Source organism: Acinetobacter sp. YH12027 (assembly GCF_013420085.1).
GTDB lineage: Bacteria > Pseudomonadota > Gammaproteobacteria > Pseudomonadales > Moraxellaceae > Acinetobacter > Acinetobacter amyesii.
On record NZ_VOYW01000024.1, the window covers coordinates 1 to 13,820 of the forward strand.

General features: G+C 40.3%; 14 protein-coding genes. 10 read left to right on the plus strand and 4 right to left on the minus strand.

Annotated features, from left to right (window positions below; all coding sequences use genetic code 11):
- Positions 1-196: 196 nt before the first annotated feature.
- From FTT94_RS10080 to FTT94_RS10125, 10 genes are all read left to right on the plus strand, one after another.
- A complete protein-coding gene (locus FTT94_RS10080; RefSeq protein ID WP_180170730.1) occupies positions 197-1,144 on the plus strand; it encodes a 3-carboxyethylcatechol 2,3-dioxygenase in 948 nt (315 codons plus the stop codon).
- A gap of 36 nt (positions 1,145-1,180) precedes the next feature.
- On the plus strand, positions 1,181-2,053 hold the full coding sequence (locus tag FTT94_RS10085) for an alpha/beta fold hydrolase (RefSeq protein WP_180170731.1): 873 nt from the start codon (positions 1,181-1,183) through the stop codon (positions 2,051-2,053).
- Between the two features lie 388 nt (positions 2,054-2,441).
- The gene (locus FTT94_RS10090) at positions 2,442-3,779 is read left to right on the plus strand and encodes a Rieske 2Fe-2S domain-containing protein (RefSeq protein ID WP_180170732.1); all 1,338 of its coding nucleotides are present in this window, start codon (positions 2,442-2,444) and stop codon (positions 3,777-3,779) included.
- A 79-nt stretch (positions 3,780-3,858) separates the two neighbouring features.
- Positions 3,859-4,968 (plus strand): alcohol dehydrogenase catalytic domain-containing protein, encoded by a 1,110-nt coding sequence (locus FTT94_RS10095; RefSeq protein WP_180170733.1) that lies wholly within the window; start codon positions 3,859-3,861, stop codon positions 4,966-4,968.
- A gap of 33 nt (positions 4,969-5,001) precedes the next feature.
- The gene (locus FTT94_RS10100) at positions 5,002-5,541 is read left to right on the plus strand and encodes a cupin domain-containing protein (protein ID WP_180170734.1); all 540 of its coding nucleotides are present in this window, start codon (positions 5,002-5,004) and stop codon (positions 5,539-5,541) included.
- Between the two features lie 128 nt (positions 5,542-5,669).
- A complete protein-coding gene (locus FTT94_RS10105; protein ID WP_180170735.1) occupies positions 5,670-6,482 on the plus strand; it encodes a transporter in 813 nt (270 codons plus the stop codon).
- A gap of 121 nt (positions 6,483-6,603) precedes the next feature.
- The gene (locus FTT94_RS10110) at positions 6,604-7,512 is read left to right on the plus strand and encodes an acetaldehyde dehydrogenase (acetylating) (protein WP_180170736.1); all 909 of its coding nucleotides are present in this window, start codon (positions 6,604-6,606) and stop codon (positions 7,510-7,512) included.
- A 36-nt stretch (positions 7,513-7,548) separates the two neighbouring features.
- The gene (dmpG, locus tag FTT94_RS10115; RefSeq protein WP_180170737.1) at positions 7,549-8,577 is read left to right on the plus strand and encodes a 4-hydroxy-2-oxovalerate aldolase; all 1,029 of its coding nucleotides are present in this window, start codon (positions 7,549-7,551) and stop codon (positions 8,575-8,577) included.
- Between the two features lie 300 nt (positions 8,578-8,877).
- Positions 8,878-9,663 (plus strand): 2-keto-4-pentenoate hydratase, encoded by a 786-nt coding sequence (locus tag FTT94_RS10120; protein ID WP_180170738.1) that lies wholly within the window; start codon positions 8,878-8,880, stop codon positions 9,661-9,663.
- A 348-nt stretch (positions 9,664-10,011) separates the two neighbouring features.
- A complete protein-coding gene (locus FTT94_RS10125; RefSeq protein WP_180170739.1) occupies positions 10,012-11,250 on the plus strand; it encodes an MFS transporter in 1,239 nt (412 codons plus the stop codon).
- A gap of 54 nt (positions 11,251-11,304) precedes the next feature.
- Here FTT94_RS10125 and FTT94_RS16695 read toward each other — a convergent pair whose 3' ends face one another.
- The 4 genes from FTT94_RS16695 to FTT94_RS10145 all read right to left on the minus strand — a co-directional run bounded on the left by FTT94_RS16695 (position 11,305) and on the right by FTT94_RS10145 (position 13,812).
- Positions 11,305-11,436: a hypothetical protein gene (locus tag FTT94_RS16695; protein ID WP_257231380.1), complete on the minus strand. Its 132-nt coding sequence runs from the start codon at positions 11,434-11,436 to the stop codon at positions 11,305-11,307.
- A gap of 56 nt (positions 11,437-11,492) precedes the next feature.
- Positions 11,493-13,160 (minus strand): IS66 family transposase, encoded by a 1,668-nt coding sequence (locus tag FTT94_RS10135; RefSeq protein ID WP_180060432.1) that lies wholly within the window; start codon positions 13,158-13,160, stop codon positions 11,493-11,495.
- 74 nt (positions 13,161-13,234) lie between these two features.
- A complete protein-coding gene (gene tnpB / locus FTT94_RS10140) occupies positions 13,235-13,570 on the minus strand; it encodes an IS66 family insertion sequence element accessory protein TnpB (protein ID WP_004828548.1) in 336 nt (111 codons plus the stop codon).
- On the minus strand, positions 13,567-13,812 hold the full coding sequence (locus FTT94_RS10145) for an IS66 family insertion sequence element accessory protein TnpB (protein WP_257231381.1): 246 nt from the start codon (positions 13,810-13,812) through the stop codon (positions 13,567-13,569). The genes tnpB and FTT94_RS10145 overlap by 4 nt, the downstream gene beginning before the upstream one ends.
- Between the last annotated feature and the right edge of the window lie 8 nt (positions 13,813-13,820).

Genomic DNA, 13,820 nt, shown 5'->3' on the forward strand with positions numbered 1-13,820 from the left:
TGATTCCAACACAGTTGCTTATCTTTGCGGTCCACAGCCGATGATTAATGCTGCAACTACTCGTTTATTAGAGTTAGGGGTTAAAGCGGAGAATATTTTCGCTGAGCAATTCGTTGCTAGTAATTAATGGTATCTGCATGATTGAGGAGTAGGTTAATGATTATCTATTTAAAGTCTCACGATGAGGTAGCCTGAAATGCACGCATTTTTACAGTGTTTATCTCATACGCCCTTGATTGGGTTGGTCGATCCAGAAAAAGCTATTCTAGATGAAATTAAAAATACGATTGCCAATGCGCGTAAAGAGATTAAGGAATTTGATCCAGAATTGGTTTTGCTCTTTGCACCGGATCATTATAACGGTTTTTTTTACGACATGATGCCATCGTTTTGTATTGGCACGGCAGCGCATGCGATTGGAGATTTTGGTTCCGCTAAGGGTGATTTGTCAGTCCCTGCCGAGCTTGCTGAAGCTGCTGCTACCTATGTGTTGGAGCACGGAGTTGATGTTGCCATTTCTCATAAAATGCAGGTCGATCATGGTTTTGCACAGCCTTTAGAGTTTTTGTTAGGTGGGCTCGATCAGGTTCCTGTGATTCCAGTATTTATTAATTCTGTCGCTACACCACTGCCATCTTTTAAAAGAGTGCATCTTTTGGGTGAAGCCTTGGGAAATTTTGTTGCCACATTAGAGAAGCGTGTACTGATTATTGGTTCTGGCGGTCTTTCGCATCAGCCACCAGTGCCAGAACTCCATACCGCTAATGATCATGTCAGAGACAGATTACTTGGCAGTGGACGTAATTTATCTACAGATGAACGACAAGCGCGGACTCAACGTGTCATTGATGCAGCACACCATTTTGTTGTTGATCAGAACAGCTTGCATCCCTTGAATCCAGAGTGGGATCAGTGGTTTTTGAATCTGATTGCCACAGGGCAGTTATCAGGATTGGATAGTTTGAGTAACCAAGAGCTTTCTAATCTTGCAGGCAAATCGACACACGAGGTTAAAAACTGGGTTGCTGCTGCTGCTGCCATGGCAGCATTTGGTCAGACAGTAGAAAAAAACCGTTATTATCGACCCATTCCTGAGTGGATTGCAGGATATGGTGCACTCACAGTTACCACGGTTAAATTATGATTTAACTAAAAACAGAAAAATTTAGGATATAAAAATATGTCAAAACAATGGACTGAAGTAGAAACTAGTAAGTTTATTTTAATTCAGGATAAAGCATCGACATTCAATATTCATTATAACGATATTGGGCAAGGTGACCGAGTTGTGGTGATGTTGCATGGTTCCGGACCGGGAGCGAGTGGATGGGCAAACTTTAATCGTAATATTCAACCACTGACTGATGCTGGTTATCGGGTGATTTTGATGGATTGTCCGGGATGGGGTAAGAGCGATACAGTTCTGAATGATAGTGGTTCACGCTCTCATTTGAACGCTCGAATTTTGAAAGGGGTGGTGGATGCATTGAGCCTAAGCAAAATTAGTTTGATTGGCAACTCTATGGGTGCTCATAGTGCAGTTGCATTCACTCTAGAATACCCTGACTTGGTTGATAAACTGATTTTAATGGGTGGTGGTACAGGTGGGGGAGGGATATTCACACCGAAACCGGCGGAAGGGATAAAGCTTATTAATAAGCTTTATCAGAACCCGAACATAGAAAACTTAAAAGAAATGATGAATATTTTCGTCTATGACACCAGTAATTTAACTGGAGAAATTTTCACAAACCGCTTAAATAGTATTTTAACGCGTAAAGATCATCTGGAAAATTTTGTAAACAGTTCCAAAGCCAATCCAAACCAGTTTCCAGATTTAAGTTATCGTTTGCCTGAAATTAATCATGAAACGTTGATTATTTGGGGGCGTGAAGACCGCTTTGTGCCGATGGAAACTGGTTTGATTCTACTTAATGGATTACAACGTGCAGAGTTGCATGTTTTAAATCGGTGTGGTCATTGGGCACAATGGGAGTATGCAGATAAGTTTAATCGTATGGCAATTGATTTTCTTGAAAATGGTATTCAGTAATTTGCTGACGGACTGAATATTTTCATAATTTAGCTAATCATCATGTTTTACATTGATTTATTAAAATTATTCTTGAGATACCTTTAGTTTATGACTAAAGGTATCTTTTTTTAGACGTGTTTAAGAATGTGGATTTGCTTTAAGTTGCTTAATTTTAATTCAAAAATATTTTTGTGTGCTTGGGCTGTTAGTATTTTTCCTCTTAAAATTTGAAGAATAAATTATCCTTATAAAGTTATTTTCAGTATGAAATATTCTTTTTATGTATTGTTAAATATTCATGCATTTCATGGATAATTTTTGCATTTTTTGGAGCGGTGAGCGTTTTTAGATGAAATAAGATGAAGTTCCTAAAGTGCAGTACGGTTAGTTTAAAAGGAACTTTGAAATGTCTGAAGAAAAAATTATTCGACGTCGTGTCGTGCAGAAGGGCATCAGTGAAGCCCGTACCAATGATGCAAAGACACAGAGTCAATATCAACCTTATAAAGATGCAGCTTGGGGTTTTATGAACCACTGGTACCCAGCATTATTCAGCGAAGAACTTTCTGAAGATGAAGTTCAGGGAATCCAAATTTGTGGTACACCGATTGTACTACGTCGTGTCAATGGTGAAGTTTTTGCGCTGAAAGATCAATGTGCTCACCGTGGTGTGCGTTTATCTGAAAAGCCAATGTGCTTTAACAAAGAAACAATTTCTTGTTGGTATCACGGTTTTACGTTTGATTTGAAAAGTGGTGATTTGACGACGATCGTGGGTAACCCGAACGACAAGATTATTGGCACAACAGGCATTACCAATTATCCAGTGCATGAAGTGAACGGCATGATTTTTGTGTTTGTCCGTGACGAAGACTTCCCATTTGAAGATGCGCCACCACTTTCACACGACTTACCGTTCCGTTTCCCTGAAAGTAGCGAAAAATTCCCACACCCATTATGGCCACATTCACCAAGCGTCTTGGATGAAAATGCCATGATTATGGGGATGCACCGTACTGGTTTTGGTGACTGGCGTATTGCTTGTGAAAATGGTTTTGACAATGGACATATTCTTGTACACGCAGACAATACCATTGTACATGCGATGGATTGGACACTTCCTTTAGGTATCGTGCCGACTTCTGACGATGCAATCACCGTAGTTGAAGATGAAAATGGTCCAAAAGGTTTGATGCAATGGTTGTTCACTGACAAATGGGAACCCATCTTAGAAAACCAAGAACTGAATGTAAAAGTTGAAGGCCTAAAAGGGCGTTTCTATCGTACATCAGTGGTATTGCCGGGCGTTTTGATGGTTGAAAACTGGCCTGAAGAGCATGTTGTACAGTATGAATGGTATGTGCCAATTACTGATGATACGCATGAATATTGGGAAATCTTGGTTAGAGTTTGTAATACCCCTGAAGAACGTAAGAATTTCAAAAAACGTTTTGATTTAGTTTACAAACCATTGTGTCTACATGGTTTCAATGACTGCGATTTGCATGCTCGTGAAGCGATGCAGAACTTCTATATTGATGGTACAGGCTGGCAAGATGAACAGTTGATGGCAACAGATGTTTCGCCAATCACATGGCGTAAATTGGCGTCACGTTGGAACCGTGGTATTGCAAAACCAGCACGTGGTGTTGCAGGTTCATCGAAAAATACTAGTTTGATCTTTAAAGATACGGCTGATGGTCATCGTCCAGGCTATAAAGTTCGTCAAATTAAAGAAGACTAAGCGCAGGTGTGCATATCGTAAATCGGTATGCGCTTTTTTTAACTTAAAAATATATGTTGTTAAAAATCAAGGATGAATCATGAGCATGATGAAAGCAGCACGATTACATAGTGTCGGTGGTCGATTTACCATAGATGAGTTACCCATTCCTACACCAGGACCAAATGATGTCCTGATTCAGGTAAAAAGTAGTGGAATTATTCCCAATTTAAAAAATGTGACGACGTATTTCCCTGAATGGTATCCATTTTTACCATTGCCTGAATTGCCAGCCATTTTTGGCTTGGATTCAGCAGGTGTAGTGGTTACTGTAGGTGAAAATGTCACGACTTATCAAAAGGGGGATCGTGTTTATATAAATCCTGGTATTGGCTGTGGTGAATGTTCGTCTTGTCACTCAGGAAATGCAACTTTTTGTAATTCTTTTACATTTATGGGGTATTTCGGCTTTGGTGCTGGATCGACCAATGTATTTAAGCGTTATCCATACGCAGGCTATGGTCAGTATATGACTGCTCCAATCAGCAGTTTAGTGCGACTTCCTGAAAATTTAAGTTTTGCTTCAGCGTCAAGATTTGGCTATTTAGGTACAGCATATTCTGGCATTCGTAAATCACAATTAAGACCGTCTCAAAGCATTTTGATTTTGGGTGCAAGCGGTACTTTAGGGGTAAATGCCACCTTATTGGCATTGGCTTTCGGCGCAGCAAAAATCTTTGTTGCAGCACGAGACCCTGAGGCACTTAAACGTCTTCAAGCCCTGAATAGTCAACGCATTATTCCAATCCAAATGGGTGATGAGGCCATTCATGAACAAGTTCGTCGCCATTTACCAGATGGGGTGGATGTAATGATTGATACCCTTGGTGCTAAATCCCCGACAGCTTTGGCAACGGATGGGATGCAGGCGGTGACTCGTGGTGGTCGCATTATTCAAATCGGTGGTGTTGCAGGTCCAATTCCAATCGACCCACATCCATTTATGTGTGCGCAATTGCAGTATATCGGTTCGCTTTGGTTTACCACGGCGGAAGGAAATGAGCTAGCTAAATTATTTGAAGCGGGGATTTTAGATTTCTCATTGTTAGAGGAACACGCTTACCCACTCGAAGAAATCAACAAAGCACTGACAGATATTGAGTCCCAAGGAAACGGATTTAGAAATTTTTATATCGCTCACGAAGCATAAAAATTTCAGCATCCCATTTAAAAGGAGTAAAACATGAGTAATTATCGTGTCTTGGTGACGGGTAATAACCTGAACAATAAATCAAAAATTATTTCAGAAACACCGATTCAGGTTGAGAATTATTTTGAATATCAACCAGGTTTTAGTGTGGAAATTTTCTGGCGGACTTCAGCGAAAACTACAGTCGGTGGCGCATTTAAAACGCCAGAAGTTGACCAAAGCACCATTTTGCCTGAAGTCGCAGGAACTTCTGCGATGATTGTAACTTTTCCATCTACTCAAGCTGATGTACCTGCACCTGTTGATTTGGACAAATTGATTCAGGAAACCTTTGCACGCCTGCCGGGATTGGCTGAAACTTTTGAACCTGAACCACCAGGTTATCACTTAACTGACACCATTGATTATGTGGTTATTTTAGAAGGCACAGTCAATCTTTTACTGGATGAAGATGCTAAGACATTGAATGTCGGTGATATCGTGGTGCAAAACGGCACGCGCCACGCTTGGGTCAACGACAGCGGAAAACCGGTACGCTTACTAGTGATTATGGTTGGCACGGAAAGAGCCTAATCATCAACTAATGTACGAAAAACTGGCATGTAAAAGCTATTTTAAGCGCAGGCTTTAAGTCTGTACATGGCACATTTTGGATAAGTGTATCAGTGCGTAATTTTTAAAATTACTAATAAGGATGTTATATGAATATTAATTTAAACAAACTCGCATTTTCTATTTTATGCTCTTGCGCAGCGGTTGTTGCCCAGGCTTCAGACTCTCATTATGTACCGGGTATGGAGGGTGTTCGGGGCAGCGTATTACCTCCACCAGGTGTTTATTACAAAGGTTACTATATCAATTATCAGGCCGATGATGCACACATTGACCTGACAGTAAATGCACTTGCACATCGCTTTGCATGGGTAACTTCACAAGAGATATTGGGTGCCAATTTGGCCTTCGAAACTGTTCTACCGATGATGCGCACTGACTTAAAAGTCGATGGTCAAAGTATAGATAAACAAACTGGTGTCGGCGATTTATATGTGGGCGGTATTTTAGGTTGGCATGGTGACAGATGGGATATCACCGCTGGAACAGGTTATTGGGCCGACACTGGAAAATATAACCAAGACAAGCCGGCCAGTCCAGGAAAGGGTTTTGATTCTGTCATGCTCAGCCTTGGTGGAAATGCTAAACTCAATCAAAAAGGCGATATCACTTTTAGCGCACTCGGACGTTATGGCATGCCAAATGGTAGCGGGCTACACGATGAACTCATCATTGAGTGGGGGCTAGGTAAAGATTATGGCTTGTACAATTTTGGGTTGATTGGTTACAACACCTTTGAAACCGGCGATGGCAATGAACGTAGAAATGCGCTGGGTGCCTCGCTTAGTTACTTTTCACCAAAATATAAACTTGGTGGCGACATCGCAGCCTATCAAGAATTTTCCAATAAAGACACCTTAGAAGGCAGCACGTTACGTGCCTCATTAACTAAAGCATTTTAACCAGTAAGGTATGGAATGAGATTGGTAATCTGAATGTAGATTGCCAATCGCCAAAAAATTATGCTAGTTAAACTAGGCAATAGAAAAATAGATAAGTGAAAAATCTGGAGCATTGGTCTGCATGAGTAAAAAATTAAAAGCCGTGATTATTGGTCCGGGAAATATTGGTACTGACTTACTGATGAAGATGAAGCGTTCAGAATGGGTCGAACCCGTCTGGATGGTCGGTATTGATCCTGAATCCGAAGGTCTGAAACGTGCTGCAGAAATGGGTATCAAAGTCTGCGCAAGCGGTGTTGATGGCATATTGGAAAACATCAAAGAAGATGATATCCGTATTGCTTTTGATGCAACATCGGCTTATGTCCATGCGGAAAATAGCCGTAAGCTGAATGAGCTAGGTGTGTTGATGATCGACTTAACCCCAGCTGCAATTGGGCCATTTTGTATTCCACCAGTCAACCTGAAAAAGCACACTGAAACGCTGGAAATGAATGTCAATATGGTGACTTGTGGTGGACAGGCTACGGTACCGATGGTTGCCGCCATTAGCCGTGTACAGCCAGTTGAATATGGTGAAATTATCGCAACAGTTTCATCCAAATCTGTCGGGCCGGGCACACGTTCTAACATTGATGAATTTACCCGTACGACGGCCGATGCTGTAAAACAAGTCGGTGGTGCCAAGCGTGGTAAGGCGATTATTATTATTAATCCTGCCGAACCTCCACTGATTATGCGCGATACTATTCATTGCTTAACCGAATCTACACCTGACCAAGATGCCATTACCGCCTCAGTTAAAGCGATGGTTGCAGAAGTTCAAAAGTATGTTCCTGGCTATACCCTAGTCAATGGTCCGATCTTCGATGGAAATAAGGTTTCTATTTTCGTTGAAGTCAAAGGTCTAGGTGATTTCTTACCAGAGTATGCAGGTAACCTCGATATTATGACTGCAGCAGCATTACGTACGGCAGAGATGTTTGCAGAAGAGTCTGATAATGGTCGTTTAGAATTACCAAAACGTTGAAAAAATGACAAATTGGTATGATGAGAGTATTTAGAAATGGATTTAAAAAATAAAAAAGTTAAGTTACACGATATGAGTCTTCGTGACGGAATGCATGCTAAGCAACATCAAATTTCTCTCAATGAGATGATTAATATTGCTAAAGGTTTAGATGATGCTGGTATTCAACTAATTGAAATCAGTCATGGCGATGGACTTGGTGGTGCCTCACTTAACTATGGGTTCCCGGCTCATTCTGATGAAGAATATTTGTCAGCAGTCATCCCTGAAATGAAGCAGGCAAAAATATCATCTTTACTTTTGCCGGGAATTGGGACAACGGATCATTTAATCATGGCGAAGGAGTTAGGTGTTTCTTGTATACGAGTTGCGACTCATTGTACAGAAGCTGATGTTTCTCAACAGCATATTACTAAATCGGCTGAATTGGGGCTTGATACCGTTGGATTTTTGATGATGGCACACATGGCTGAGCCTCAAAAATTGATTGAACAAGCGCTACTTATGGAAAGTTATGGTGCTAATTGTATCTATTGTACAGATTCTGCTGGTTATATGCTTCCTCAAGAAGTACATAATAAGATTAGTAGCTTGAGAGATGTTTTAAAGCCCGAGACTGAACTTGGTTTTCATGGCCATCATAATTTAGGAATGAGCATTTCCAACTCTCTAACAGCACTAGAAGCAGGTGCCAATCGTATTGATGGGTCTGTAGCCGGTCTAGGTGCTGGCGCAGGAAATACACCACTAGAGGTATTTGTTGCTGTACTTGAGCGTATGGGAGCAAATCACGGTATAGACTTATTTAAAATCATGGATGTAGCGGAAGATCTAGTTGTTCCAATGCTAGATTCTCCAATTCGAATTGATCGTAATTCACTAACGCTAGGTTATGCTGGTGTGTACTCTTCATTTTTATTGTTCGCAAAGCGAGCAGAGCAGAAGTACGGTATTTCAGCACGTGAATTACTTGTTGAATTGGGCAAAAGAGGTACCGTGGGTGGTCAAGAGGATATGATTGAAGATTTAGCACTGACGATGGTGAAACATAAAAATGCAAGTTAGTGCGGTACCGAATATTTATATAAAAACATGAATTCATGTTTTTATATAAATAGTTCTAAATGTCTATAAAATTATATTTTTAATTTTAAAATATTGGATATTTAAATTGATAAATATAGTTTTATGATTATTTGATAATACTATTCATATTAAAAAGAATAGGTTGATCAGTAAAAAATAGACCTTGCGGCTGTTTTAATTTTGACTAACGCAAGAGATTTAATGTGTTTTCATTTTCAATGATAAACAAGAAAGTTCACTTTATTAAGCTCCACTATATTTAAAATCTATGGAAAGTTTATGAAACAGAATTTATTTCAAAATGCAGCAGACTTATTATGGAAAGCAGAAGAAACTAAATCTCCATGCAAGCCAATACGTGAATTGTTTGATGTTCCTTTAACAATCGAAGAAGCTTACGAAATTCAGTCAATAAATACAAAACGATATTTATCTTTGGGAAATAGAATTGTTGGTCGAAAAATTGGACTTACGTCTAAAGCTGTTCAAAAGCAATTAGGCGTAGATCAGCCAGATTTTGGTAATATTTACTCAAATATGCTCGTGATGGAAGGGGAAACGATAGCGCTTAATTCCTTGATACAGCCTAAAGTTGAAGTAGAACTGGCATTGGTTTTAAAGCATGATTTGCCCCATAAAGATACGACAATGATCGAGGTGATGGCTGCCATCGATTATGTGCTCATCGCTATTGAAATTGTAGATAGCCGGATACAGGGTTGGGATATTCATATAGAAGATACTGTTGCTGATAATGCATCCTCAGCACTCGTCGTATTAGGACAAACCCCATATCAATTGTCAGAAATAGACTTGTTAAATGCCAATATGAAGTTACTTGCGAATGGTGAGGAAGTTTCTCAAGGTATTGGTAGAAATTGCCTAGGAAACCCATTGATTGCAACTCGATGGCTAGCACAGACTATGGCAAAAATGGATATGCCCCTTAAAGCAGGTGAAGTCATATTGACTGGAGCACTTGGCCCTATGTCTACTGTTAATGAGCCTACCAATTATACAGCCAGTTTTGAAAAATATGGTGACCTTAATATAGAGTTTATTTGAGGTATCTATATTAAGCTAGATTATCATTTAGATAAGATAGCATTCAAAAATCGGCACTGTTGCAATAGTCATTGATGATAAGGATATTATGATTTTTATTTAAGACGAAGTCATACGGGAATATAAAGTTCCAGAATAGAGAGTAATAATGATAAGTTTCAGCACCAAGAATCTGAGGTAGATAGCACTACCTAATAACCAAACACGAAAAAATTTGACTGGATGTCGGTTTTTTTGATTTCTTTTTTAAATCTAATTGTTGCTCAAGATAATAATAATCATTTGAAAATATTTATTATTTTCATCTTTATCATTATCTATATTCCTAACCGTCTAAATGAGAATTTTATGTCAGTTACTACACCTTTACTGCCCGTACCTGAAAAGTTATGGAATCGCTCATTTATTTTATCTGTTTGCAATAACTTATTTCTATTTATCTATTATTTTGCTTTACTTACGGTGTTACCTATATACATTATGAAAGATTTGGGTGGAACTGTAAAAGAAGCAGGTTTAGCACTAACCTTATTTCTAGCTTCTTCTATTGCTATTCGCCCATTTTCCGGCTTAATTATTGAAAGATTAGGTAAAAAAATCTCCTTTCGCGGGTCTGAATTATTTTTTGTTTTATTTGCCTTTAGTTATTTGTGGATTGATAGCATGTGGAGCTTGCTCTTGGTGCGCTTTTTACATGGAATCTGGTTCAGTATTTTAACGTCAGTGGCAGTTCCTATAGCTAATGATTTTATTCCTGAACATCGTAAAGGCGAAGGGATGGGCTACTTTGTAATGTCTACCAACTTAGGTGTTGTTTTTGGACCATTACTTGCTTTGATGGTATTACAATTTAGTAATGTTAAAGTATTATTCTTGCTGCTGTGCATAATTATGTGCATTAGTTTAGTATTTTGTTGGCTACTTAATATTAAAGATGTATCAATAGAAGTATTGAATCATTCTCAATCTATCGAACAAAAAACTAATTCAAAATTAGCAAACTTAAGTTGGCATGACTTAGTTGAAGTTAAAGTCATTCCTATTAGTTTAGTTGGATTGCTAACGGCGTTAGCATACTCTAGTATTATGAATTTTATTGTTGCGTATAGTGAAAGTAAAAATTTATTGACTTATACTGGTGCATTTTTTGTAGTGTTCGCGATATCGATGATTATCGTACGCCCATGGATGGGGCGTTTTTATGATCATCATGGTCCTAGTTCTGTGATGTATCCATCACTATTATCTTTTTCTATTGGCCTATTGATAGTAAGTTTTGTATCACACCAATTGGTTTTATGGCTTTCAGCAATATTTATTGGTGTAGGCTATGGTTCTGTTTTTGCTTGCTTACAAACACTGGCAATTCAGTCTGTATCTAAACAGCGTATGGGACATGCAATTTCGACCTTCTTTGCCTTGTTCGATATAGGTATGGCTATTGGATCATTGTTCATGGGAGTGCTGATTGCATGGTATGGTTTTTCAATGACCTATATGATTTGTGCTTTTATTATTATATTTGCTTTGTTTTTGTATAAATTAATGGTTGTACCTACACTATCTGTTCCGGTTCGGCAATCGTAATTTTTCATTTTTTTATGTACTGTACTAGGTGTTTAGTCAATACAATGCAAAGCTTTAGACCTCTAATCCTTGGAGTTTTGGGGTTAAGTTTAATTGATGCCACCCCTGAGTTTGGTTATTTTTTTGTTTTGCACTTTCTAGAATCCAATCTTCATATTCTTGTAATACTTCTCTAAGCATATTCATGGGTCTTACAGTGTAATGTTTATCAGTAAGCGTCCGCTGAACCCCATGCCTATTTTTTAATTCGATTTAGGTTTCCAGCGGTGTGGTAGCAATTCTTCAATCTGAGTCACTTTATGTGTCGGCAACCTTTTCAGCACATCACTTAAATAGGCATAGGGATCCAGCCCATTCAGCTTTGCTGACTGGATTAATGTCATAATATTGGCTGCTCGCTGACCGCTGCGCAGCGAACCTGCAAATAACCAGTTCTTACGTCCCAACGCCCAGGGGCGCATCTGGTTTTCCACCCAGTTATTGCAAATCGGTAGATTGCCATCATCCAGATAGCGGCTTAAAGCTGGCCAACGCTTCAGAGTGTAATTGATCGCCTTGGCGGTTGGAGAACTCGATGGCACAGTCAGTTGATGTTGGTTGAGCCATTCATACAGTTGTTGCATCACCGGTTGACTATGCTGTTGTCGGTATTCGCGGCGCTGTTCTGCTGTACCATCGGTCTTTTTCCTGAGTTCTGCTTCTATGGCATACAGTTTCTGAATCAGCACTAATGCCTGTTCAGCGACCTGACTTTTTTTGGTCACATGCAGTTCATGGAATTTACGACGCGCATGCGCCATGCAGCCCACCTCAATGACCTGACCTGATTTAAAGCGTGCTTTATAACCGCTGTAATCATCACAGACCAGATGGCCCTGCCAGTCTTTCAGGAACGCTTCAGCATGCTGACCTGAACGACTATCCTGAAAGTCATAGATCACGGCTTGAACTGGATTGTACTGTGTAGTGGCATAGGCCCAGACATAACCTTTCTTCGGTTTTTTATCATTCTCACCCATCCGCATGATGGTGACCGGCGTTTCATCGGCATGGATCACCCGCTGTTGCAGCACCACCTGTTTTAAGGCATTGGCCAGAGGTTCCAGTTCCACACCGCAGCGACCAATCCAGTCAGATAACGTGGATCTGGACAGATCAATGCCAGCCCGCTGATAGATCAGGCGCTGACGGTACAGCGGCAAATGATCGGCATACTTCGATACCAGCACATGGCTGAGCAGTTCAGGACTGGCAATACCTTTATCAATCACATAGGCGGGCATCGCTTGCTGAGTCAGGGTGTCGCACTGATCACAGACCCATTTGCCACGTACATGCTGTTCCTTATAGAACTGTGCCGGTCTGAAATGCAGTTTTTCACTGATATCTTCGCCGATACGACGTAACTGGCAGCCACAACTGCATTGGGTTGATGCAGGTTCATGCTCAATACGGATGGTGTGTAGATGATCTGGCAGCAGTCGACGTTTAGGTTTGTTGACTGTGGCTTTCTGTGTCCCTGCATGGGTTTTATCTGCATTTAATCGTTCTAATTCCAGATCAACGGCTGCGATATCTTCTTCGACCGCCTCATCCCACAGATGGATTTGTTTTGCGGTGAGATGTTCGTTTTTACTGCCGAATTTATGCTGTTTAAACAGCGCCAGTTCATGCTCGTATTTTTGATTGAGAATAGAAAGATGCTGAACTTTAGAATCTAATTGCTGATTGGTGACTTCAAGATGTTGAACTTTGGCATCTAATTGTTGATTTGATACTTCCAGATGTTGAACTTGAGCATCTAATTGTTGTTTATCTTCTGCGAGTTGTTGATGCTGCATCGCCAACTGCCGGGTGAATTCCAGCAGTTGTTCATGGGTCAGTTGGCTTAAATCTGGCAGCGTATTCATGACCGCAGTATGCCTGAGGTCATGAGAAGAATGAAATAGAACGTTTGGAGGATGGCAGAATAGCCGAGCTTGGTTTAGAGCATCGTGACCACCTGCTGTCGTCCAATGCGCTGCCAAGGCAAACCCTGGATTAATGCCTGTAACTGTTCCGGGTTCAGAGCTACGCTTTCACCCTGGTGAACTTTAGCCCAGTGGAATTTTCCCTGTTCCAGCCGCCGGGCACACAGCCAGATGCCCAGTCCATCATGTACCAGCACTTTCATGCGATGGCCACGTTTATTACAGAACAGGTAAGCACAATGCGGTTTAATGTAGCCAAAGGCTCTCACCACCTGAGCCATGACAGTATCCATCCCTGCTCGCATATCCAGAGGTTGGGTAGAAAGCCAGATTTCATCGATACGGATCATGTTGCCAGCACCTTGAGTAATTCTGCCAAGGCAGGTATTTCTGATACTTGCCATTTCAAGCCAATTTCTGCTTTTGAGTGGGGTAAAGTAATTTGAACTTTTAACATGTCAGTAGGAGTAGGATCTAATGGTGCAGAGCAAGATAAGGCAATAAATGCAGGTTTATTCGGTAGTGGTGAGCGATCACTCCCTGGCTTAGCATCAATTAAGCGAATCCATTTGGATACAAGATTTGTATTCAATCCATGAA